This window comes from Kribbella sp. CWNU-51 (genome assembly GCF_054073265.1).
The window spans coordinates 52618-75291 of record NZ_JBSXMZ010000044.1; the positions used below are offsets into that span (position 1 = coordinate 52618).

Annotated in this window: 25 protein-coding genes; 14 read left to right on the forward strand and 11 right to left on the reverse strand. The window is 69.1% G+C overall.

All coding sequences use genetic code 11. From position 1 onward, the window contains the following. Position 1: 1 nt before the first annotated feature. Positions 2-757 (reverse strand): ABC transporter ATP-binding protein, encoded by a 756-nt coding sequence (locus tag ACXC9Q_RS34510; RefSeq protein WP_457060841.1) that lies wholly within the window; start codon positions 755-757, stop codon positions 2-4. 219 nt (positions 758-976) lie between these two features. Between ACXC9Q_RS34510 and ACXC9Q_RS34515 the strand changes: the two genes are divergently transcribed. Further along, a complete protein-coding gene (locus tag ACXC9Q_RS34515) occupies positions 977-2284 on the forward strand; it encodes an ATP-binding protein (protein ID WP_457060842.1) in 1308 nt (435 codons plus the stop codon). Position 2285: 1 nt separating this feature from the next. Next, positions 2286-4304 (forward strand): hypothetical protein, encoded by a 2019-nt coding sequence (locus tag ACXC9Q_RS34520; protein ID WP_457060843.1) that lies wholly within the window; start codon positions 2286-2288, stop codon positions 4302-4304. Here ACXC9Q_RS34520 and ACXC9Q_RS34525 read toward each other — a convergent pair. The 3 genes from ACXC9Q_RS34525 to ACXC9Q_RS34535 form a co-directional block, all read right to left on the reverse strand. Further along, positions 4264-4638 (reverse strand): response regulator, encoded by a 375-nt coding sequence (locus tag ACXC9Q_RS34525; protein WP_457060844.1) that lies wholly within the window; start codon positions 4636-4638, stop codon positions 4264-4266. The genes ACXC9Q_RS34520 and ACXC9Q_RS34525 overlap by 41 nt on opposite strands. 93 nt (positions 4639-4731) lie before the next feature. Next, a complete protein-coding gene (locus tag ACXC9Q_RS34530) occupies positions 4732-5412 on the reverse strand; it encodes a response regulator transcription factor (protein ID WP_457060845.1) in 681 nt (226 codons plus the stop codon). A 127-nt stretch (positions 5413-5539) separates the two neighbouring features. Beyond that, positions 5540-6259, reverse strand: coding sequence for an IclR family transcriptional regulator (locus ACXC9Q_RS34535; RefSeq protein ID WP_012922430.1), 720 nt, complete (start codon positions 6257-6259; stop codon positions 5540-5542). 106 nt (positions 6260-6365) lie between these two features. Here ACXC9Q_RS34535 and leuC point away from each other — a divergent pair, with 106 nt between their 5' ends. From leuC to ACXC9Q_RS34560, 5 genes are all read left to right on the forward strand, one after another. Continuing rightward, positions 6366-7796: a 3-isopropylmalate dehydratase large subunit gene (gene leuC / locus ACXC9Q_RS34540; protein WP_457060846.1), complete on the forward strand. Its 1431-nt coding sequence runs from the start codon at positions 6366-6368 to the stop codon at positions 7794-7796. 14 nt (positions 7797-7810) lie between these two features. Further along, positions 7811-8410 (forward strand): 3-isopropylmalate dehydratase small subunit, encoded by a 600-nt coding sequence (leuD, locus tag ACXC9Q_RS34545; RefSeq protein ID WP_457060847.1) that lies wholly within the window; start codon positions 7811-7813, stop codon positions 8408-8410. A gap of 296 nt (positions 8411-8706) precedes the next feature. Next, entirely contained in the window at positions 8707-9858 is a 1152-nt protein-coding gene (gene corA / locus ACXC9Q_RS34550) for a magnesium/cobalt transporter CorA (RefSeq protein ID WP_457060848.1), read from the forward strand. Positions 9859-9887: 29 nt separating this feature from the next. After that, positions 9888-10073 (forward strand): hypothetical protein, encoded by a 186-nt coding sequence (locus ACXC9Q_RS34555; RefSeq protein WP_457060849.1) that lies wholly within the window; start codon positions 9888-9890, stop codon positions 10071-10073. A gap of 200 nt (positions 10074-10273) precedes the next feature. Beyond that, positions 10274-10876, forward strand: a complete 603-nt coding sequence (locus ACXC9Q_RS34560) for an HU family DNA-binding protein (RefSeq protein ID WP_457060850.1) — start codon at positions 10274-10276, stop codon at positions 10874-10876. A gap of 116 nt (positions 10877-10992) precedes the next feature. On the opposite strand, the gene ACXC9Q_RS34565 is transcribed toward ACXC9Q_RS34560, so the two are convergent. Next, positions 10993-11199, reverse strand: a complete 207-nt coding sequence (locus tag ACXC9Q_RS34565) for a hypothetical protein (RefSeq protein WP_457060851.1) — start codon at positions 11197-11199, stop codon at positions 10993-10995. Between the two features lie 14 nt (positions 11200-11213). After that, positions 11214-11885, reverse strand: a complete 672-nt coding sequence (gene cofC, locus ACXC9Q_RS34570) for a 2-phospho-L-lactate guanylyltransferase (protein WP_457060852.1) — start codon at positions 11883-11885, stop codon at positions 11214-11216. 16 nt (positions 11886-11901) lie between these two features. On the opposite strand from cofC, the gene ACXC9Q_RS34575 reads away from it, so the two are divergent. From ACXC9Q_RS34575 to ACXC9Q_RS34585, 3 genes are read left to right on the forward strand one after another with little or no spacing between them, the layout of a single operon-like run. Next, positions 11902-12696 (forward strand): lysophospholipid acyltransferase family protein, encoded by a 795-nt coding sequence (locus tag ACXC9Q_RS34575; RefSeq protein ID WP_457060853.1) that lies wholly within the window; start codon positions 11902-11904, stop codon positions 12694-12696. Then, the gene (locus ACXC9Q_RS34580; RefSeq protein WP_457060854.1) at positions 12693-13697 is read left to right on the forward strand and encodes an NAD(P)H-dependent glycerol-3-phosphate dehydrogenase; all 1005 of its coding nucleotides are present in this window, start codon (positions 12693-12695) and stop codon (positions 13695-13697) included. Before ACXC9Q_RS34575 ends, ACXC9Q_RS34580 begins: the two co-directional genes overlap by 4 nt. After that, complete coding sequence (locus ACXC9Q_RS34585) at positions 13694-14548, forward strand: aminoglycoside phosphotransferase family protein (protein WP_457060855.1); 855 nt, start codon at positions 13694-13696, stop codon at positions 14546-14548. The genes ACXC9Q_RS34580 and ACXC9Q_RS34585 overlap by 4 nt, the downstream gene beginning before the upstream one ends. On the opposite strand, the gene ACXC9Q_RS34590 is transcribed toward ACXC9Q_RS34585, so the two are convergent. Then, positions 14469-15611, reverse strand: a complete 1143-nt coding sequence (locus tag ACXC9Q_RS34590; RefSeq protein WP_457060856.1) for an ROK family protein — start codon at positions 15609-15611, stop codon at positions 14469-14471. The two genes, ACXC9Q_RS34585 and ACXC9Q_RS34590, sit on opposite strands and share 80 nt — an antisense overlap. Positions 15612-15685: 74 nt before the next feature. On the opposite strand from ACXC9Q_RS34590, the gene ACXC9Q_RS34595 reads away from it, so the two are divergent. Further along, a complete protein-coding gene (locus tag ACXC9Q_RS34595; RefSeq protein WP_457060857.1) occupies positions 15686-16780 on the forward strand; it encodes a Gfo/Idh/MocA family protein in 1095 nt (364 codons plus the stop codon). Between the two features lie 11 nt (positions 16781-16791). Further along, positions 16792-17799 carry a sugar phosphate isomerase/epimerase family protein gene (locus tag ACXC9Q_RS34600; RefSeq protein WP_328519374.1) on the forward strand — a complete coding sequence of 336 codons (1008 nt, stop codon included), beginning with the start codon at positions 16792-16794 and terminating at the stop codon, positions 17797-17799. 3 nt (positions 17800-17802) lie between these two features. On the opposite strand, the gene ACXC9Q_RS34605 is transcribed toward ACXC9Q_RS34600, so the two are convergent. From ACXC9Q_RS34605 to ACXC9Q_RS34615, 3 genes are all read right to left on the reverse strand, one after another. Beyond that, entirely contained in the window at positions 17803-18996 is a 1194-nt protein-coding gene (locus tag ACXC9Q_RS34605; RefSeq protein ID WP_457060858.1) for an MFS transporter, read from the reverse strand. Further along, on the reverse strand, positions 18993-19526 hold the full coding sequence (locus tag ACXC9Q_RS34610) for an N-acetyltransferase family protein (RefSeq protein WP_457060859.1): 534 nt from the start codon (positions 19524-19526) through the stop codon (positions 18993-18995). The genes ACXC9Q_RS34605 and ACXC9Q_RS34610 overlap by 4 nt, the downstream gene beginning before the upstream one ends. 90 nt (positions 19527-19616) lie before the next feature. After that, positions 19617-20363, reverse strand: a complete 747-nt coding sequence (locus tag ACXC9Q_RS34615; RefSeq protein WP_457060860.1) for a MerR family transcriptional regulator — start codon at positions 20361-20363, stop codon at positions 19617-19619. A 48-nt stretch (positions 20364-20411) separates the two neighbouring features. Between ACXC9Q_RS34615 and ACXC9Q_RS34620 the strand changes: the two genes are divergently transcribed. Further along, positions 20412-20660 carry a hypothetical protein gene (locus ACXC9Q_RS34620; protein WP_329479698.1) on the forward strand — a complete coding sequence of 83 codons (249 nt, stop codon included), beginning with the start codon at positions 20412-20414 and terminating at the stop codon, positions 20658-20660. On the opposite strand, the gene ACXC9Q_RS34625 is transcribed toward ACXC9Q_RS34620, so the two are convergent. Next, positions 20657-21817 carry an MFS transporter gene (locus ACXC9Q_RS34625; protein ID WP_457060861.1) on the reverse strand — a complete coding sequence of 387 codons (1161 nt, stop codon included), beginning with the start codon at positions 21815-21817 and terminating at the stop codon, positions 20657-20659. The genes ACXC9Q_RS34620 and ACXC9Q_RS34625 overlap by 4 nt on opposite strands. Before the next feature lie 76 nt (positions 21818-21893). Between ACXC9Q_RS34625 and ACXC9Q_RS34630 the strand changes: the two genes are divergently transcribed. Beyond that, the gene (locus tag ACXC9Q_RS34630) at positions 21894-22631 is read left to right on the forward strand and encodes a DeoR/GlpR family DNA-binding transcription regulator (protein ID WP_457060862.1); all 738 of its coding nucleotides are present in this window, start codon (positions 21894-21896) and stop codon (positions 22629-22631) included. Positions 22632-22674 lie beyond the last annotated feature (43 nt).

Here is a 22674-nt window from a genome sequence, read left to right on the forward strand (position 1 = left end):
TTCAGGCTCCTAGGTGCTTCATGAAGTCGAGGACGGCGTCGGCCGTCGGCTCGAACATCTCGTCGACGACGTGACCGTCGGCCAGGAACAGGACCCGGTCGGCATAGCTGGCGGCGGTCGGGTCGTGGGTGACCATGACGACGGTCTGGCCGAGTTCCTTGACGGCCTTGCGCAGGAAGCCGAGCAGCTCGGTTCCAGCCGCGGAGTCGAGTGCACCGGTGGGCTCGTCCGCGAAGACGATCTGCGGACGCGAGGCGAGCGCGCGGGCCGCTGCCACCCGTTGCTGCTGCCCACCGGACAGCTCGGTCGGGCGATGGGTCAACCGGTTCTTGAGGCCCAGCTTGTCGACGATCGACGCGACCCAGATCTCGTCCGGCTTGCGGCCGGCGATGCGGATCGGAAGAACGATGTTCTCCGCCGCGGTCATCGTCGGCAGCAGGTTGAACGACTGGAAGATGAAGCCGATCTGGTCCCGGCGCAGCAGCGTGAGCGCCTTGTCGTTGAGCGAGGTGATCCGGGTGTCGCCGAGGAACACCTCGCCCGACGAGGGCCGGTCGAGGCCGGCGAGCATGTGCAGCAAGGTCGACTTGCCCGAGCCCGACGGTCCCATGATCGCGGTGAAATGGCCGGCCTCGAGGCTGACGTTGACGTCTTTCAGCGCGGCGATGGTCGCGTCGCCGGTGCCGTAGAACTTGCTGACGCCCTCGGCCCGGGCTGCGGCCGTTGCGACAGTGGTGGTGCTGATGGTGGCAGACATGTGTGTTTCTCCCCTGTGCCTGGATTCGTGGTGCCTGGTTCGACCCCCCGGTCGAGCGGCGTGCTTCAAGCAAAGGCGTTTCGGCCTTCCGATCCCATCGGGCTGGGCGCACGGCACACGGGCGCTGCCCGCGGGCAATCGGCGGACGATCGTGCGGCTGACCCCACCCCTGGGGTTCGGGCACTCCCATCCCGGCGACCGTGGGCGCAGACTGCAGAGGTGAGGTTGTGGGGGCGACGGCGTACTGGCCGTGAACAACTCGCTGGTCTGCTGGTGCTGGGTGGGCTCGTGGTGTTCGTGGTGCTGGTGTACGTCCTCATCGTTCTGGGCGGCGGAGCGCTCATCGGCCACACCTCGTCGCCGCATGGAGGACTGTCGGTGTTGGCGACCGCGGTGGTGGCACTGTCCTTCGGCTGGGTGCAGTCACGGCTCGAGGTCGTCATGTCGCGGTTGGTGCACGGTGGGTCGCAGTCGCCGTACGAGGTGTTGAGCAAGTTCTCGCCGGCACTGATCGGCGGCCCGGCCGAGGAAGACTTGCCGGCCAGGATGGCCGAAGTGCTGGCCGCCGGCACGGGGGCGAAGGCAACGCAGGTCTGGCTGATGGTGGACGGCCGGTTGAGGCTCGCCGCAACCTGGCCACCCGCAGACGGATCGCCGGTGGTCGAAGCGGTGGCACGCGAACTGCCCGGCCGACGGGAGTTGCCAGTGCGCCAGGCCGGCGAACTGCTGGGCGTTCTGGTGGTGCAAGAACATGAGAACGTACCGCTCACTCCGGTCGAGGAACGGCTCTTCGCCGGGCTCGCCGACCAGGCCGGCCTGGTACTGCGCGGCGCACGATTGCGGGCAGAGCTCATGCATCGGCTCGCGGAGTTGTCCACGCTCGCGGAGGAACTGCGAAGGTCGAGGCAACGTCTCGTCGACGCTCAGGACGCCGAGCGGAAGCGGCTCGAGCGCGATATCCACGACGGCGCTCAACAGCATCTGGTCGCGCTCGCGGTGAACCTGAGACTTGCCCACACCTTGGCCGGACGGTCGCCGCAGCGGGCCGATCGACTGCTCGCGGAGCAGTGCAAGGCGGCCACCGTGACGATCGAGACGATCACCAGCCTCTCGCGCGGCATCTACCCGAGCCTGCTCGTCGACGAAGGGCTCGCGGCCGCGCTCCGGACGGCGATCTCCCGCAGCCCGCTGCCGGCCGAACTGGTTGCCGGTGACCTCGGCCGGTACCCGGCCGGCGTCGAGGCCGCGGCATACTTCTGCGCGCTGGAAGCGCTCCAGAACTCGGCCAAACACTCGTCGGCCAAGGCGATCCGCGTGGATCTGCGCGGCGGTCCCGCGGTCCTGGAGGTGACGGTCCACGACGATGGTGCCGGGTTCGATCTCGCGGCGGCGCGAGCCGGTGCGGGGCTGGCCAACATGCGTGACCGGGTCGAGTCGGCCGGTGGAACGTTGACCATCGAAACCACACCTTCGCGCGGCACGCTGGTCGCCGCTAGGCTGCCGGGCGCGCGCCGGCCGGGGGACTGAGATGTACGCGCGGGTGGCCTGGGTGCTGACGGGGTTGACCGTACTCATCGCCGGCGCGGACGTCTGGGTCACCTCGGCGTACCGGCCGTTGCTGTCCGAGGAAGCGGTCGCCGTGCACGGGTTCCCGTTCGTCACCGGCGCGGTCGTGGGATGCGCCGCGATGGGCGCGCTGATCGTGGCCCGGTGGGCGCGGCACCCGATCGGCTGGCTGCTCTGCCTGATCGGTTTCCTCTCGGCGATCTCGTTGCTGACCGAGGCGTACGGCGTGTGGGTGGTCAGGGCCGACGGGCCGGGGCCGCGGAGCCTCGGCGGAATCTCCGGCTGGATCTCCGCCCTGTTGGGTGGACAGCTTTCACTGGCCGCGCTGGCCATCCTGTTCCTGGTCGCGCCGGACGGCCGGCTCCTGTCCCGCCGCTGGCGCGCGGCGGTCGTCGTGACGTTGGTGGGATACGCCGGTTACGCCGGAAGCCTGCTCACCCTGTCGCCGGCCGGGTTCGACATCGACCACCAGGACGTCGTCGGGCCGCTCGGCAGCCTGCTGTCCCTGGTCGGATTTCCTTTCATCGCCATCGGCTTGGTCGCCGCGATGGTCTCCATGGTCCTCCGGATGCATCGCAGCCAGGGAGTGCAGCGGCAGCAGGTGCGGTTGATGGCGCTGTCGGTGGCGTTCGTTGCCCTGAGCTTCGTCTTCTTGATCGTCGTCCAGCTGTTCAACGGCGGTCAGCAGACCTGGGTCTCGAGCCTCCCACTGTTCTTCTCCTACTTCTGCCTCCCATTGCTGTTCGCCGTCGCCGTCCTGCGCTACCGGCTGTTCGACCTGGACCTGATCATCAACCGGGCCGTCGTCCTCGCCTTGGGCACCATCTTCGCCGGGATCGGCTACACCGGCCTGGTCCTTGCGGTCGCGGCCCTGCTCCACACCCAGACCAGTGGATTCTGGCTTTCGCTGCTCGCCACGGCGTTGGTCGCGCTCGCCTTCCAGCCACTCCGCCAACGGGTCGTCCGGCTGGCGAACCGGCTCGCGTACGGAGCCAGGGCGCAGCCTTACGAGGCGCTCTCCGAGTTCAGCCGCCGGCTCGCGGAGCCACCGTCACCGAGTGCGCTGCTGCCCGCTGTCGCGGAAGCGGCCGGGCGCGCGGTCTCCGCGCAGTCCTCCACCGCAGACCTCAGAGTTCCCGGCCTGGTGGGGCTTTCCGTCGCTTGGCCGGTCCCGTCCGACGGATCGCCGGAGTACCAGGTGCCTGTCCGGCAGGGTGGCGACACCCTCGGCAGTATCGGCGTCACGATGCCGAAGGGGCGCGGGCTCCGGGCCGCGGACGAGCAACTGCTGCAGGATCTGGCCGACCAGACCGCGCTCGCCTTCCGCAACGCCGCGATGGAGTCCGAGCTGGCGGGGCACGTGACTGCCCTCGATCGCACCACCGCTGCCCTGGCGGAGTCGCGGCGAAGGATCATCGCGGCCGATGACGCCGCTCGCTGCCGGCTGGAATCCGCGATCTCCCGGGAGGTGCTGTCCCATCTCCAGCCGATGCCCGAGCGGTTGAGCGGCCTCAGCGTCGCCACGTCGGGGAGCGCGGCGACGGACGAGCTCGAGCACCTTGTGGACGAGACGAACGCCGCACTCGAGTCGTTGCGGGCATTGACCCGAGGGCTGTTCCCCACCCAGTTGGCTCGCGCAGGCCTGGCCCACGCCCTCAGCTCGCACCTGGCGCGGAACGGTTCGGCGGTAACTCTGCACGTCGAGCCGGCGGCTGATCGACGGTTCGCGGCCAGGGTTGAGGCGGCGGTCTACTTCTGCTGTGTCGAGGCGGTGCGCGCCGGGTCCGTCGCCGCCCGGATCGACCTCCGGATCGTGGCGTCGGAGCTGGTCGTGCAGATCGATGGCCTCGCCCGCGGCCAGATCGATGTACAGGCGATCGTCGACCGGGTCGAGGCGGCGGGCGGACGGCTGTCGCTCGATCGGGAGGATCAGCTGTCGGTCAGCATTCCGGTTGATCCCGACGAGCCCACGCGGCCGTGAGCAGGTCCGGACCGAACGCGGCCTTGGCCAGGTACGACGTAGCTCCACAGCCGGAGATGTCGAACTCCTCCCGGTCATAGGTCGAGAGCAGTACGACGACCGGCGCATCGGCGTCCTTGGTGATCTGCCGGGTGGCCTCGATCCCGTCGATGCCGGGCAGATTGACGTCCATCAGGACGAGGCCCGGGCGCAGCCTCGTGACGACGAGCAGCGCCTCCTCGCCGGACGACGTGGACGCGACGACGACGAAGCCGTCGGTCTCCGCCACGACGGCAGCGATCGCCCGGCGAAACGGCTCCTGGTCGTCCACGATCAGGACGCGTACGTCGGCCACTGGCTCACCTCCTGTCCGCCATCGTGGGTGACAAGGCCGTGGCGGCAACATGGTGCTGTCCGCCTGGACTGGTTCGGCTGACCCCCGCGGACGTCAGCGGCCGGACTGTCCACCGGTCGCCTCGAGGTAGGCGAGGACGGCCATCACGCGCCGGTTGACGTCGGACTCGTCGGCCAGGCCCAGTTTCTGGAACAGCGAGCTGATGTGTTTCTCGACGGCCCGGGTGCTCATGAAGAGGGCCTTGGCCGTCGCCTCGTTGCTGCGGCCGGCGGCGAGTTCCTGGAGCACCTCGCGCTCCCGCTCGGTCAGGCCGGGCAACGGTGACCGCGCATCCCGCGCCTTGCGCGCAAGCAGACCCTCGACCACCCGGGCATCGAGGACGGAGCCGCCGCGCGCAACGTCGTACAGGGCTCGCAGCAGCTCGTCGCGCTGCGACACCCGTTCCTTCAGCAGGTACCCCAGGCCGGCGACGCCGTCGGACAGCAGGTCGAACGCGTAGTCCTCCTCGACGTACTGCGACAGCACGACGACCCCGATCGACGGGTGGTCGGCGCGGATCCGCTTGGCCGCGTCGATGCCCTCGGTCGTGAAGGTCGGAGGCATCCGGATGTCGGTCAGGACGGCGTCCGGCCGGTGCCGGGCCACGGACTCCAGCAGTGCGGCCGGATCGGTGACCACGTCGACGAGCTCGACGTCCTCGGTCTCGGCGAGCAGCGCGGAGATGCCTTCGCGCACGAGGAAGTTGTCATCCGCAAAGACAACTCGCAACGCCACAGCACTCACTGTAGGCCCGCCGTCCAGGCCGGACCCCGGACTGGTTTTCTAGGCCGGTGATGGACTCGTGTGGGCCGGGCTGGAGATCTCGCGGCGGACCGAGAGGCCGACGGCGATCAGGGTGCAACTACTCAGAGGCGCGGCGCAGTGCCTCCGAGAGACGCTCGGCGGCGGCCATCACGGCAGGAGCGTGCATGCGGCCGGGCTGGCGGGAGAGGCGTTCGATCGGGCCCGACACGGACACCGCGGCGATGACCTTGCCCGAAGGCGAGCGGACCGGGGCCGAGACGGACGCGACGCCCTGCTCCCGTTCGCCGACCGAGTGGGCCCAGCCGCGACGCCGTACGCCGGCCAATGCGGCGGCGTTGAAGGTCGCGTTGTGAAGGCCGCGGTGCATCCGCTCCGGGTCCTCCCAGGCGAGCAGTATTTGCGCCGCCGAACCGGCGGCCATGGTCAGCTGGCTGCCGACCGGGACGGTGTCGCGCAGGCCGGACGGACGCTCGGCGGCGGCGACGCACACCCGGTACTCACCCTGGCGGCGGAACAGCTGTGCCGACTCACCGGTGATGTCGCGCAGCCGGGCCAGCACCGGGCCGGCCGTCGCGAGCAGCCGGTCCTCACCGGCGGCCGAGGCCAACTCGCTGAGTCGCGGGCCGAGCACGAACCGTCCCTGCATGTCGCGGCCGACCAGACGGTGGTGCTCCAGTGCCACCGCCAGCCGGTGCGCGGTCGGCCGAGCCAGACCCGTGGCCGCCACCAGACCGGCCAGGGTCGCCGGCCCGGACTCGAGCGCGGACAGAACGAGGGCTGCTTTGTCGAGAACGCCGACTCCGCTAGAGTTGTCCATGGGACGATATTGCCGTCTCGAATCGTGGAACGCAAGTCGCTAATCCGCCCTCGTGCAGAGCACTGTGAGCGATAGCACCCCACACATACCTCAAAGGAGAAGTCTGATGGGTAGGACGTTGTCGGAAAAGGTCTGGGATGCGCACGTCGTGCGCCATGCCGACGGAGAACCCGACCTCCTCTACATCGACCTCCACCTGGTCCACGAGGTGACCAGCCCGCAGGCGTTCGACGGCCTCCGGCTGGCCGGCCGCCCGGTCCGCCGGCCCGACCTGACCATCGCCACCGAGGACCACAACGTCCCGACGTACGACGTGGACAAGCCGATCGCGGACCCGGTCTCGCGCACGCAGGTCGACACCCTGCGGAAGAACGCCGAGGAGTTCGGCATCCGGATCCACACCCTCGGCGACCCGGACCAGGGCGTCGTGCACGTGATCGGCCCGCAGCTCGGCCTGACCCAGCCCGGCATGACCGTGGTCTGCGGTGACAGCCACACCTCCACCCACGGCGCGTTCGGAGCGATTGCCTTCGGCATCGGCACCAGCGAGGTCGAGCACGTGCTGGCCACCCAGACGCTGATGCAGGCCCGGCCGAAGACGATGGCCGTGACCGTCGACGGCGTACTGCCGGACGGCGTGTCCGCGAAGGACCTGGTGCTGGCGTTGATCGCGCAGGTCGGCACCGGCGGCGGCCAGGGCTACATCGTCGAGTACCGCGGCGAGGCGATCCGCGCGTTGAGCATGGAAGCCCGGATGACGATCTGCAACATGTCGATCGAGTGGGGCGCCAAGGCCGGCATGATCGCGCCGGACGAGACGACGTTCGACTACCTGCAGGACAAGCCGCACGCGCCGCAGGGCGTCGACTGGGAGGCGGCCGTCGAGTACTGGAAGAGCCTGGCCACCGACGCGGACGCGACCTTCGATCGCGAGGTCGTCCTGCGCGCCGAGGACATCGCGCCGTTCGTCACCTGGGGCACCAACCCCGGCCAGGGCATCCCGCTGTCGGAGAGCGTCCCGTCGCCGGACGACTTCGACAACGAGAACGACAAGGTCGCCGCCGAGCGGGCGCTGGAGTACATGGGCCTCACCGCCGGTACGCCGATGCGCGAGATCCACGTGGACACAGTGTTCCTGGGCTCCTGCACCAACGGCCGGATCGAGGACCTGCGCGCCGCCGCGGGAGTGCTGGCCGGCCGGAAGGTTGCCGAGGGCACCCGGATGCTCGTGGTCCCGGGTTCGGGCCGGGTCCGGTTGCAGGCCGAGGCCGAGGGCCTGGACACGATCTTCAAGGACGCCGGCGCCGAATGGCGCGGCGCCGGGTGCTCGATGTGCCTGGGCATGAACCCGGACCAGTTGGCCCCGGGTGAGCGCAGCGCGTCCACCTCGAACCGGAACTTCGAAGGCCGTCAGGGCAAGGGCGGCCGGACGCATCTGGTCTCGCCGCTGGTCGCCGCCGCGACCGCGGTCACCGGGACCCTCGCCGCCCCGGCGGACCTTCCGCCGGTCGACGTCGCCGTACCCGAGAACGTCTGAGGAGCAGCAGAATCATGGAAGCCTTCACCCAGCACATCGGTACGGCGGCCCCGCTGCGCCGGAGCAACGTCGACACCGACCAGATCATCCCGGCCGTGTATCTGAAGCGGGTCACCCGGACCGGCTTCGAGGACGGACTGTTCGCGGCCTGGCGCAACGATCCTTCCTTCGTCCTCAACCAGCCTGAGTACGACGGCGTCTCGGTGCTCGTGGCCGGACCGGACTTCGGCACCGGATCGTCCCGGGAGCACGCGGTCTGGGCCTTGCTCGACTACGGGTTCCGCGTGGTCGTGTCGTCGCGGTTCGGCGACATCTTCCGCGGCAACTCGGGCAAGGCCGGGCTGCTCGCGGCTCTGGTGGAGCAGGACGTAGTCGAGAAGTTGTGGGCCACGATCGAGGCCGACCCGGGCACCAAGGTGACGGTCGACCTGGAGAACAAGACGATCTCGGCCGGTGACGTCTCGGCGCCGTTCGACATCGACGACTACACCCGCTACCGGCTGCTGAACGGTCTCGACGACGTCGGCATCACCCTGTCGCACGAGGCCGATATCGCCGCCTACGAAGCGACCCGGCCCGCGTTCAAACCCGCGACCCTGCCCGCCAGGGCCTAGCGCCCACCTAGGGTCACCGCGCGGCTTTCGCCCATCCCCGCCTCGGGGGTGGGCGAAACCCTTGTGTAACGGAAAGAACATCGGAGGCGATAACTCTGGTGTTACCCTTGCGTGGTTGTCAGAACAAGGTTTGCGAGATCAAGGAGGTGAGGCGCTGGTGACCAGCGAGCCCTCCAGACATACCGATCTCGCTCGACCTTGAGAGGCAGAATCCTCTGGTAGTTGCGGCTTGAGTGCCGTGGGGGTCGGGCAGATGCGTGCCCTCACTCACTCGCTTCACCGCACTTGGAGGACTTATGTCCGACCTGCGCCTGCGCACTCTGCGCGCCTTCGGCCGCACCCCGTCGCTCCGTACTGCCGCCCGCAAGCATGCTGTTCCCGCTGTCGAGCCGGTCGAGAAGCCACGCGAGGCCCCGAAGCCCAAGGGGCACAGCGTCGTCGACAGTGCGATCTACTGCGGCGGCCGGCGGGTCGCGTCCCCGGGATCGCTGGCCGAGACCTATCGCGTCCTGCACAAGGCTCCGCAGAGCCTGGCCTGGATCGGCCTGTACCGGCCGGACAGCCGTGAGCTCGCGTCGCTGGCAATGGAGTTCGACCTGCACGAGCTGGCCATCGAGGACGCCATCCAGGCCCACCAGCGGCCCAAACTGGAGCGGTACGGCGACACGTTGTTCGTCGTCCTGAAGGCCGCTCGCTACCGGGACGCGACCGAGGAGGTCGAGTTCGGCGAGGTGCACGTGTTCGTCGGCCCGGACTTCGTGGTGACTGTCCGGCATGCCGAAGCGCCGAACCTGGCCGCCGTACGGCGCCGGGTCGAACGCGATCCCGAACTGCTCGGCCGGGGCACCGAGGCCGTGCTCTACGCGATCATGGACAAGGTGGTCGACGGTTACGCACCGGTGGTCGCCGGTCTCGAGAACGACATCGACGAGATCGAGACCGAGGTGTTCCGCGGTGACCCCAAGGTGTCGCGGCGCATCTACGAACTGTCCCGCGAGGTGATCGAGTTCCAGCGCGCGACCCGGCCGCTGGTCGGCATGCTCGAGTCGCTGCGCGGCGGTTTCGAGAAGTACGGCGTCGACGAGGAACTGCAACGTTCACTGCGCGATGTGGCCGACCACGTGACCGAGGTGGTGGAGAAGGTCGACGGTTTCCGCGAACTGCTCCGCGACATCCTGACCGTGAACTCGACCCTGGTGGCGCAGCAGCAGAACGAGGAGATGAAGAGCCTCGCGATCGCCAGCAGCGCGCAGAACGAAGAGGTCAAGAAGATCTCCGCCTGGGCGGCCATCCTGTTCGCGCCGACGTTGATCGGCACCGTCTACGGGATGAACTTCGACAACATGCCCGAACTGCACTGGCAGTACGGCTACCCGTTCGCGATCGGCCTGATGGGCATGGTCTGCGGTGGCCTGTACCTCATCTTCAAACGACTCAGCTGGCTCTGACATGCTGTCTGCCAAGGAGGTGGACAGCTATGTGGTTGTTCCTGCGCCGGCGCCTGATCCTGTGGGCAGTGCTGGTGATCGCCGTACCGTTGCTGGACTGGCTGCTGGGCAAAGCGGCTGCGGAGTTGCGGGCCCGGAAGGGTGACACGGCCGTGGCCCGCGGCCTCGACACGGCCCAGTCAGGGCTGCGAATGCTGCGCGGTAAGGGTCGCTGAGGCGGTGACAGCTGGGGACCGGATCGTTGCTCTGAAGGGATTCGGGGACTCAGGAGGGGCGGATCGGGCCAAATTGTGGTACGAATCGCCTAAAACAAGGCCGAATTGCCGCGTTGGTGTTTGTGCGCGGCGTGTTGAGTCCATAACGTTCACGTGAGATCGAGCGCTGTGCTCGACGCCTACGTTCACGGAGGGAAGCAGTGAACAAGAGCCAGTTGGTCGAAGCGCTCGCAGTGCACTTCGACGGAAACCGCCGCCAGGCCCAGCACGCTTTGGAATCGGTGATCGACACCGTGGAGCGCGAGCTGACCAAGAAGGGCGGCAAGGTCGCCATCACCGGTTTCGGTGCCTTCGAGGCCATCGAGCGTGGCGCGCGCATCGTGCGCAACCCGCGGACCGGTGAGACCAAGCGTGCCAAGAAGACCGTGGTTCCGAAGTTCCGCGCGGGTGCGGAGCTGAAGGCCGTTGTCTCCGGCGCGAAGAAGCTGCCGAAGCTGGTCGTGCCGAAGCCGGCCGCGACCGCGACCAAGGCGGCCGCCCCGGCGAAGAAGGCCGCTCCGGCCAAGGCCGCTCCGGCCAAGGCCGCGGCGACCAGGACCACGGCGACCAAGACCGCCGCCGCCAAGAAGGCGACGGCGACCAAGACGGTTGCGAAGAAGGCCCCGGCCAAGACCGTTGCCAAGAAGGCCCCGGCCAAGAAGGCGCCGGCGAAGAAGGCCCCGGCCAAGACCGTTGCCAAGAAGGCGCCGGCCAAGAAGGCCCCCGCCAAGAAGGCACCGGCGAAGCGCGCAGCTACTCGCTGACCTTCAAGCACTGCAGCACCGCAGTAACCGCACTACAGCGAAGGCCGGTCTCCCCATTCCAGGGGCGACCGGCCTTCGCCGTGTGGGCAAACCCTCAGGATGCCTGCGGCAACGGTCTAGAGTTCGGTGGCGAACTCGACCTTGCTGACGGCCAGACTGGCGCCGGATCCCGTGGTTTCCAGCCGGACCCGCTGGCCGACGCGCAGATGCCGGACCGGGGTGTGGGCGACGGCATGCACGGTGAAGGGGAGCTCGATCCCGGTGTCGGTCAGCACGGATCCGGAGAAGGTTTCGCCGTCGTACCGGCTCACGGTCGCTTGCATGTCCCAACCGTACTTCAGCAGGCGATGCCCTCGGTGCCCGTCGCCGCGCCCAGCACCAGCGACATCACGTCCGCGGTGGCCGGACCGACACCGAGTTGTACGGCGTGCGCCAGATCGGCCGCCGTGTCGACATCTCGCCGTACCGACTCGATCCCGGCCAGCTGGATGGAGACCGCGCCGGAGGCCTGGTGGGCTAGTGCGGAACCGACACCGAAGCGCGGATCCAGCGCGACCCCGGGAGCTGCGGCGAGCAACGTCGTACCGGTGCCGGGCTGGTCGATCACGAACGACCGCGGCGCCACGCAGGCGGCCAGTACGGCGGTCAGCTCGGCGGGCCGCAACGCGGGCAGATCCGCCGAGAGGGCGGCGACTCCGTTGCCCGGGAACTCCGCAGCCGCGACAGTGGCACCATGCAGCAAGGCTTCGTTCAGGCCCGCGGCCGGGAGGTCGGGCACCACCCGAGCACCCACCGCGGTGACGTCCGCGGCCACCACGGGATCGTCGGTGACGACCAGGACCGCGCGCACCAGGGGAGAGGCGAGGGCGGCCGCAGTAGTGTCGACAGCGAAGGCGCGGGCGAGCTCCGGCCGGTGCTGAGGGTAGGCGGACGCGAGCCGGCTCTTCGCGATCGCCGTACGCTTCACCGGGATCGCCAGGATCCAGGGAGCGACCTGTAGGTCTGCCATCAGGCAGGATTCTCCCATGACGGATGGCAGTGACGAGGACCAGGAGGCAACAGTGGACGGCCAAGGCAGCGATCCCCGGCCACGCCGGGGCTTCTGGTTCGGCCTGGTGGTGGCGATCGTCAAGCCGTTCATGCTGGTGTTCACCAAGCATCAGTTCACCGGCCGGGAGAACATGCCGCGGTCGGGTGGCGTGGTGTTCGCGGCCAACCACATCTCGCACTTCGATCCGTTCGTGCTCGGGTTCTACATCTGGGAGTGCCGCCGGATCCCGCGGTTCCTCGGCAAGGCGTCGGTTTTCAGGTTGCCGGTCCTCGGCCGGATCATCACCAGTGCCGGGCAGATCCCGGTGCACCGGGACTCGGCACAGGCGGCCGACGCGTACCGGGATGCCGTCGCCGCGGTCGAGCGGGGCGAATGCGTCGGCATGTATCCGGAGGGCACGATCACCCGCGACCCGGACATGTGGCCGATGACGGGCAAGACCGGGGCGGCCCGGATCGCGCTGCAGACCGGGTGCCCGGTGATCCCGATCGCCAACTGGGGTGCGCAGGACGTCCTGAAGTCCTACACCGGCAAGATCAGGGTCCGGTTGCTGCCGCGCAAGACCATCCAGGTGCGGGCCGGGAAGCCGGTCGACCTGAGTGCGTTCGAGAGCAGGCCGCTGACCAACGAGCTGTTGCACGAGGCAACCGAGGTGATCATGACCGCGGTCGCCGAGACGCTCGGCGAACTGCGCGGCGAGACCCCGCCCAAGCAGCTCTACGACCTGCGCAAAACCCGCAAGCCAGTTGATGGTGAGGAGACGGCATGACGAAGGTGGCGGTGTTCGGGGCGGGATCCTGGGGTACGGCGTTCGCCGTCGTGCTGGCGAACGCGGGGAACCAGGTGTCCGTCTGGGGCCGGCGTGAGTCGCTCTGCGAGGCGATCAACACCCAGCACGAGAACGCCGATTACCTGCCCGGCCTTCGCCTTCCGGACGCGATCACAGCGACCCACGACCCGGCCGCGGCGGCCGATGGCGCGGAGGCCGTCGTACTCGCGGTCCCGAGCCAGTCGTTGCGGGAGAACCTGACGGACTGGGCCGGCGTCCTGCCGAACGCCGTACCCCTGGTCAGCCTGATGAAGGGCGTCGAGGTCGGTACGACGAAGCGGATGAGCGAGGTGATCGCCGAGCTGACCGGCGCCGGGCCGGAGCGGATCGCGGTGGTGTCGGGTCCCAACCTGGCGCGCGAGATCGCCGAGGGACAGCCGGCCGCGGCGGTGGTCGCGTGTGCCGACGAGGGGACCGCGACCCGGATGCAGAAGCTGTGCCACTCACCGACGTTCCGCCCGTACACGAATGTCGACGTGATCGGCTGCGAGCTCGGCGGCGCGTGCAAGAACGTGATCGCCTTGGCAGTCGGGATGGCGGTCGGGCTCGGGTTCGGCGACAACGCGCGGGCGTCGGTGATCACCCGCGGGCTGGCGGAGATCGCACGCCTCGGTACGGCGCTGGGTGCGGACGAGCACACGTTCTCGGGGCTGGCCGGCTTGGGTGATCTGGTCGCGACGTGTTCGTCGCCGCTGTCGCGGAACCGGACATTCGGCGAGAAGCTCGGGCAGGGCATGACGGTGGCCGACATCGCCGGTGCGACCCGTCAAGTCGCCGAAGGCGTGAAGTCCTGCGCGTCCATCTCCGAGCTGGCGCATCACCACGACGTCGAGATGCCGATCGCCGAACACGTCACCAAGGTCGTCGCCGGTGAGATGACCCCGAAGGACATGCTCTTCAGCCTGGTCTCCCGCTCCGCCAAGTCGGAGCGCTGGGGATGATCCCGGCCGCCTTCGCACAATCCACCATCGATCGCGAAGGAGAGGCAGGCGCGGCCTGGCTGGCCGAGCTGCCCGGAATCATCGAAGACCTGCTTTCGCAGTGGGGCTGCGTAGCCGACGGTCCGGTCATGCACGGCCAGGTCGGTGTGATCGTGCCGGTCCGATCGGCTGCAGGGCCCGCGGTGCTCAAGGTGTCCTTTCCGCATCCCGGCAATGTGCATGAGCCGGACGCCTTCACCGCTTGGGAAGGCCGCGGCGCCGTTCTGCTGTACGAGCGCGACGACCAGCGCTTCGCGATGCTGCTCGAGCGTGCGCAGCCGTCAACGCTGTGGGAGGTCGGCGACGGCGACCAGATCGTCGCGATGGCTGGACGGCTCAGTAGCCGGTTGTCGGTTGCGGCGCCGGCCGAGCTGCCACGGTTGGCGGACCAGGCCGACAGCTGGGAAGAGGAACTGCGTCAGGGCGCGGCCGACTTCCCCGGCGTCTTGCCGGACGCGGTGCTGGACGCCGCGCTCGCCGTCGTCGACGAGCTGGGCCGGGATCAGCCGGATCTCCTCGTGCACGGCGACTTCCATCCCCGCAACATCCTCCGGGGTGAACGCGAACCGTGGCTGGCCGTCGATCCCAAGGGATACGTGGGAGATCCGGCGTACGACGGAGGCACGTTGCTCAAGCCCCGTGCGCTGGCGCTGATCGAGGCCGAGGACCTCATGAAGGCGCTGTGGCACGAGTTGGACGTGCGTACCTGGACCGGATCCTTGGCCTGGTGGATCAGCTCGCTGTCAGTTGGTGCTGAAGCACCAGGGTCGCCGCGCCGCGGAGGGCGGCGTCCTGGCCGGAGCGTGCGGTGACCACGCGTAGGTCGGTCGTGGCCAGAGGCAACGATCTGGCATAGATCGCTTCGCGGATGCCGGCCAGCAGGCTGTCGCCGGCCTGGGAGAGTGAGCCGCCGATCACGATGACGGACGGGTTCAGCAGGCTGACGGCCGCGGCGAGCACGGTGCCGATCTCACGGCCTGCCTGGCGGATCGTACGGGTCGCGATCGTGTTGCCGGCCCGGACCAGGTCGACCACGTCCTGACTCGACGACGGTTCCAGCCCGGCGGCGCGCAGTTGCCCGGCGACGGCCGTGGCCGACGCGACCGCCTCGAGACAGCCCGTGTTCCCGCAGCGGCAGACCTCGCGGTGTCCCGGCGCCTGGATGTGCCCGATGTCCCCGGCCGCGCCCTGGGCTCCGCGATGAAGCCGGCCGCCGCTGATCACGCCGGCGCCGATGCCGGTGGCGACCTTCACGAACAGCAGGTGCTCGACATCGGCGTACTCCGTCGCGTGCTCGCCGAGCGCCATGATGTTCACGTCGTTGTCGACCAGGACCGGTCCGAGGTGTTCCCGGCTCAGCCGGCCGACGACGTCGTACGAGTCCCAGCCAGGCATGATCGGCGGATGGTTCGGGCGGCCGGTGCTGTGCTCGACTGGTCCCGGCAGTCCGACGCCAGTACCGGCAAGGTCCGTGACGGATCGCCGTGCTGCTCGTAACAGGACACGTCCCATCCGCGCGACCTCGCTCAGGACCACCTCGGGTCCTTCGGCGATGTTCAGCCGGGTTGTCGCGCGGTCCAGGATCTCTCCGGTCAGATCGGTGAGCGCGACGGACACGTGCGTCGCTCCGACGTCCGCGGCCAGGATCAGCCGCGCGGTGGGATTGAACCGGAATCGCGCCGGCGGTCGCCCGCCGGTCGACGCCGCTTCGCCGGACGGTACGACGAAACCCGACGCGACCAATGCCTCGATCCGGCCAGTCACTGTGGACCGGGCCAGGCCGCTGAGGTCGATGAGTTCGGCGCGGGTCCGCGGTTGTCCGTCCAGGAGCAAGCGCAGTACGGCATCGGTCTCCGCTGTACCGAGATCGCTCATGGCCGCACTTCCGTCCCTGGGCCGGTGGACTTTTGCTTGACAGGGTTCAAAAGTGTCACATAGCGTCCTTCGACGTGTCCACCAGTGCGCGCAAGCTCCGGGTCGGGATCGTCGGTGGCGGCTTCATGGGCCGCGTTCACGGCAGATCCGCGTTGGTGTCAGGCGCCTCGGTGGTCGGTGCCGTTGGATCATCACCTTCGAGGGCTGAGGCAGCAGCGGAAGCCACCGGCGCCGAGCGCGGTTTCGCGACCCTCGACGAACTGCTTGCCGCCGACATCGACGTGGTCCACGTCTGTACGCCGAACAACACCCACCTCGAGGTGACGCTGAAGGCCCTCGAGGCCGGCAAGCACGTGATCTGCGAGAAGCCGCTGGCGACCTCGGTCCACGACGCGACCGGACTGCAGATCGCTGCATTCGAGGCCGAGCTGGTCGGCGCCGTGCCGTTCGTCTACCGCTACCACCCGATGGTCCGCGAGCTGCGCACCCGGATCGCCGCCGGTGACGCCGGTGTGATCACCAGCCTGCACGGGTCGTACCTGCAGGACTGGCTGGCCGGCGCGGACGACCAGAACTGGCGGGTCGACGACTCGACCGGCGGACCGTCGCGGACGTTCGCGGACATCGGGTCCCATTGGTGCGACCTGACCGAGTTCGTCACCGGCGACCGGATCGCCGCGATCAGTGCGCAACTGCGGACCGTCCGGGGTCAGCGCGGTGGTGTCGAGGTCCGCTCCGAGGATCTGGCCACCGCACAGTTCCGCACCGAGGCCGGTGTGGTCGGCACGATCGTGGTCAGCCAGGTCGCGGCCGGCCGGAAGAACCGGCTGTATCTGGAGGTCTCCGGCACCGAGTCGAGCTTCGGCTTCGACCAGGAGGACGCGGATCGCCTGTGGGTCGGCCGTCGTACCGCATCGCAGCTGCTGACGCGCGACCCCGAGACGCTGAGCCCGCCCGCGGCGCGGGTGAACCGGCTGCCGGCCGGGCACGCGCAGGGGTACCAGGACGCGTTCGACTCGTTCGTCGCCGACAGCTATGCCGCCGTCCTGGGCGACCACCCGGACGGCCTGCCCGATTTCGCCGCCGGTGCGCGGTCCGCCCGCGTGGTCGACGCCGTACTGCGTTCGGCTGCGGACGACAGCGCCTGGATCACCGTCGACAACTCTTAGGAGCCAGTGAGATGCCTCGTCCGATCACTCTGTTCACCGGTCAGTGGGCCGACCTGCCGTTCGAGGAGGTCTGCGAGTTCGCCTCCTCGGCCGGGTACGACGGGGTCGAGATCGCCTGCTCGGGTGACCACTTCGACGTCCAGCAGGCGGTCGACGACGACTCGTACGTCCAGGGGCGCAAGGACATCCTGGAGAAGTACAACCTGCAGGTGTTCGCGATCTCCAACCACCTGGTCGGCCAGGCGGTCTGCGACAACCCGATCGACTTCCGGCACCAGGCGATCGTGCCGTCCCGGATCTGGGGCGACGGCGATGCCGAAGGCGTTCGGCAGCGGGCCGCCGAGGACCTGAAGAACACCGCGCGGGCGGCGGCGAAGCTGGGCGTGAACACGGTGATCGGCTTCACCGGCTCGTCGATCTGGCAGTACGTCGCGATGTTCCCGCCGGTGCCGGCGGAGCGGATCGAGGCCGGCTACCAGGACTTCGCCGACCGGTGGAACCCGATCCTCGATGTGTTCGACGCGGAGGGCGTGCGGTTCGCGCACGAGGTGCACCCGTCGGAGATCGCCTATGACTACTGGACCACCACACTGACGCTGGAGGCGATCGGTCACCGTGAGGCGTTCGGGCTGAACTGGGACCCGAGCCACATGGTCTGGCAGGACATCGACCCGGTCGCGTTCCTGTGGGACTTCAAGGACCGGATCTACCACGTCGACTGCAAGGACACCCGGATGCGGGTCGGCGGCGGCCGCAACGGCCGGCTGGGCTCGCACCTGCCGTGGGGCGACCCGCGGCGCGGCTGGGACTTCTACTCCACCGGCCACGGCGACGTGCAGTGGGAGGACTGCTTCCGCGTGCTGAACTCGATCGGCTACGACGGCCCGATCTCGGTCGAGTGGGAGGACGCCGGCATGGAGCGCAAGGTCGGCGCCGCCGAGGCCGTCAACGTCATCCGAGCCCTCGCCTTCGACAAGCCCGCGGCCGCCTTCGACGCCGCCTTCGCCACCGACAAGTGAGTCCTACGGTCGTGGCACCCGCGCCGCACGGGTGTCACGACCGGCGGCGACGCCGATGACGAGTTGTACGACGGACAGCCCGGCGAACACGATCAGAGTGGAGTCCCAGCCGCCGGTCTGCTCGGCCAGATAGCCGGCGAGCACCGGCCCGGTGGCGGCGAGCAGATAACCGACGGACTGCGCCATCCCCGACAACTGCGTGGTCTCGTGATGACTGCGGCCGCGGATGCTGATCAGCGTGAGTGCGGCGACCAGGGCCGCACCCTGGCCCAGGCCGGCGACGATCGCCCAGACCACAGACAGGCCCGGCGCCAGCAGCAGGCCGAGCAGCGCGATCAGAATGGGAAGGCTGGCGGTGATCGTGCCGGCCCGCTGATTGTCCGGATGCCTCATCAGCCGGGGAATGGACAGGCCGCCGATGAGGCCGAAGCCCTGGAAGAGGAAAAGGTGCACGCCGGTGGCTCGCTCCGAGACACCGGTCGAGATCTCGATGCTGGGCAGCCAGGTGACGAGCAGATAGAAGCTTGTCGACTGCAGACCCATGAATCCGGTGACAAGCCAGGCCATCGGCTGCCGCCAGACGCTCACCAGTGGCGCGTCGTCGTCCGCGACCGGCGGCGGGAGCGGCTCCGGCGACAGTGTTCGCGGCAGCCACACCAAGGCGCTCAGTACGGCGAGTCCACCCCAGACCGCGAGAGCGAGCCGCCAGTCGACCGCGTCGGCGATCGGCACCGCGGTGATCGACGCCAGCGCGGCACCGCCGGTGATGAACGCCGTATAGACCCCCGTCGCCCGGGACACATGTCCGGCGTAGTCGCGTTTGAGGACGACCGGAACCAGGACGTTTCCGACCGCGATCGAGGCGCCGATCAAGACCGTGCCGATCCACAGGCCGGCCGGACCGGTGTACGACCGTACGACGCAGCTCACGGCGAGAATCAGGAGCGAGGTGAAGATCGCTCGCTCCATGCCATGGCGCCGGGAGACCCGGTGAACGATGGGTGAGGCAGCGGCGAACGCCAGCAGCGGCAGCGTGCCGAGCAGACCGAGCACTCCTTCGCCGAGTTGCTCGTCGACGCCGATCCGCGGCAGCACCGGACCCACGGCGGTGAGCGCCGGGCGCAGCGACAAAGCGACGAGGAACACGGTCGCGGTGATGACCGGCGACCGCGCTCGAGCCGCGGCCGATGCTGTCACGCACGCTCCGCGAGAACGGACAGGTCGGGCCAGCTGTACCGGAAGCACGACGGCGTCCCGTTGAGGTTGGCCGGATCGCCTCCCGGCGGCGGCACGTGGCTACTGTCGCCGCGGGACCCACCGCAGGCTTCGTAGAACTGCTGGGCGGCCGTGTTCTGCTCCAGGACCCACAGGTAGAGACCTGACGACGGAGCCGCCTCCAGGACGGCCTGCGCGGTCAGGGCGAGCAGACGGCTCCCGATGCCTTGTCGCTTGAGTGGGGACCGCACGTGGAGGTTGTCGACCAGCGCACCCCAGGTCGGGTCCGAGTCGAGGACTGTGTGAGCGAGCCCGACGAGTTCCCCGTCGTACTCCGCGACGATGGTGCGCGCCTGCGGCGAGGCTGTCGCCAGTCGCTCGGTCCACCTCCCGGCCAGGAATCCGGCGGGTTCCCCGTCGAGGAAGGCGTCCGCGTAGGCACCGCGGTAGTGCCGTTGCCAACTGTCGGCGTGCAGCCCGGCCACGGCGAGTGCATCCTCCGGCCCGGCCATCCGAAACCGCAGACCTGATTCCGTCCCTATCGAATTGAGCACCTTGAATTCGTATCACTGGTGAGGCGTCCGTGCCGGGGCTGTCCACTTTCAGTCCAAGCCGGCCACTCCCAGCTCGCCCAGCCGGTGGCGGATCAGGGAGTCCAGTTGCTCCCAGGCCGGCGAGGACGCGTTGACCGTGGTCTGGAGGAGTTGGGGGATGGCCGAGTCGGTGGACAGGCCCGGGAGGTCGGTGCCGTAGCGGTCGATGCTCGCGGCAACGATACGGTCGGCCAAGTCGGTCAGGAACAGATCGGCCGGATCCAGATCGTGCGCCTGGTCGTAGGCGAGGTAGAGATCCAGGAGATCGGCGTCGGTGAGGGCCTGTGCCTGGTCGTGGAAGAGGGCGTCGGCGACCTCCGGGTGGGTGGCGTAGACCACGATCCAGAGGTCGCGTTCCATCGCGATCCAGCGGTCGGTGAAGCCCAGGTCGGTCAGCCCGGCGAGGTGGTGATCGATCTCGGCCGGCAGCAGGCGGACCTCGCCGGCGGCGAGCTTCCGGAGCCGGCGCTGGGTGTCGCGGAGCCCGCGGATGCGATCGGTGAGCTCGGCATCGATCTGCTGCAGCGCGGCTCCGAAGTCGTCCGGCGCCGACCCGAGCTCGCGGATCCGCGCCAGTGGAACACCCGCCTCGGCCAGCGTCCGGATCCGCACCAGGTCGACCACGGCTTGTGCGGGGTAGCGGCGATACCCGGACGAGTCCCGTTCCGGCTCGGCCAGCAGCCCCTTCGCGTGGTAGACGCGGACGGTCTTCGTCGACACCCCGACGTACCGGGCCAGCTGTCCGATGGTGAGCACGCATCCATTCTTGACCTTGTCCTAAGGGCAATGTCGCATGATCGACTCATGACTGACTGGGACACCCTGCGCGCGCTCGCCGACGAGGGCAACGAGAAGGCGATGGACCGCCTCGCCGACCTGGCCGACGAGCGCGGCGACGTGGACGCTCTGAACGAACTGCTCGACGAAGGCAACGAGCGGGCCGGCGAACACCTCACGCGCCGCGCGGCCGCGGCCAAGGACCTGCTCGAGCTCCAGCGGATCAGCGACGCCGGTTACGACGAGGCGGGGGAGGTCCTCGATCGATTGCTCTAGGTGCGCACGCGCGGCCTGGTGCGCAGTACTGGGGCGAACACGGCCAGCGCGGAGGCGAGGACGGTGACGACCATGAACGAGACGGTCAGGTTGCTGGCCTGGGCGATGCCGCCGATGATCGACGGCGCGACCAGCCCGGACGCGTAGGTGATGGTCGCGACACCCGCGATCGCCTGGCTGGCGTTCGTACCGGTCCGGGCGGCGGCCGCGAAGGCGAGTGGTACGACGACCGCGATCCCGATCCCGATCAGCCCGAACCCGGCCATCGCCACGATCGCGCTCGGAGCGACGACGACCAGTACGCCGCCGGCCGTGGCGATCACGCCACTCCACCGAACCGTCCGTACGGCGCCGAAGCGGTCGACCACCGCGTCACCGGTGAGCCGCGCGATCGTCATCGTCAGCGCGAACCCGGTCGTCGCACCGGCCGCGACCCCGGCAGAGCTGTCCAGGATGTCGCGCAGGTAGACCGCCGACCAGTCCAGACTCGCCCCCTCGGCGAACACCGCACAGAATCCGACCGCCCCGATCAGCAGCGCGGACTTCGGCGGCAACGTGAACCGCGCCGGCGGCTCCTCGTCCGCGTCGGGATGCACGTCCAGCACGAACTGACACACCACGGTCCCGACCAGCGTGAGTACGACGGCCATCACCGCATGGTGGACCTGGGCACTCAGCCCGGCATGCGCCGCCACTGTCCCGATCGCAGCACCGAGCAACGCTCCCGCACTCCACATGCCGTGCAGCCCGGACATGATCGACTTGTTCAGCCGGTGCTCGACCTCGACCCCGAGCGCGTTCATCGCGACATCGGCCATCCCGGAGGTACCGCCGTAGACGAAGAGTGCGGCGCACAGCGTCGGCAGGTTCGGGGCGAGCGAGGGGAGGAACAGCGCGAGTGTCCACAGGGCGAGCAGGCCGCGGAGGGCGGTCCTGGTGCCGAAGCGGTGGGTCACCCGGGCGGCGAGCGGCATCATCAGCGCCGCGCCGAGAGCCGGGAAGGCGAGCGCCAGCCCGAGCTGGCCCGGGGATGCGCCCGAATGCTCCTGGATCCATGGCACCCGGGTCGCGAACGAACCGGTCACCGCGCCGTGCACGCAGAACACCGCCGCCACGGCGTAGCGCGACCGCCGGACCAGTGTGGTGTCATCAGTCACAAGCAAACACGCAATCTGTTTGAACGATCAGGCGGATGGTAGGTTTCTGCGCGTGAGAAGCGCGGAACGGCATCAAGTGATCGTAGAACGACTACGGGCTGTTGACCGAGTTTCGGTCCAGGAACTGGTCGAGGCCACCGAAGCGTCGGACATGACGGTCCGCCGCGACCTCGACTTCCTCGCCGTGCAGGGCGTGCTCAAGCGCGTCCACGGGGGAGCCGTGTCCGCGATGCCCTCCGGTGTCGAACCGCCGTACTCGCTCCGGGCCCAGGCGGCCGTGGCGGCGAAGCAGGCGATCGCGAAGGCCGCTGTCGCGCACATCCACGACGGCGAGACGATCGTCCTGGACAGCGGTACGACGGCGCTCGAAGTCGCCCGCCTGCTCCACGATCGCGCGCTGACGGTCATGCCGCTCTCGTTGCATGTCGCCCACGAGTTGGCCGACGCGCCGAGGATCCGGTTACTGATGCCAGGCGGCGAGGCGCGCAAGGGAGAGTTGGCCCTGGTCGGCCCGCTGACGGTCGCGTCCCTGCGGGCGCTGCGCTTCGACCTGGCTGTGCTCAGCCCGTGCGCGTTCAGCCTGGACGCCGGTCTCACCGCGTTCGACCTCGGCGACGCGGAGGTCAAGCAGGAGGCGCTCAAGGTCGCCACTCGCTCGATCGTGCTCGCGGACGCCGCCAAGTGGGATCGCGCCGCCCTCGCCTACGTGTGCCCCGCTCACCGCCCCGACGTGATCATCACCGACCCCGAAGCCCCGGAGGACCAGCGAACCATGCTCGCCCAGCGCGGAGTCCTCGTAGAGGTGGCCTCTTGACTGTATTGATGCCACGCCTCCGGCGCGGCGGGTCACGGGGCTT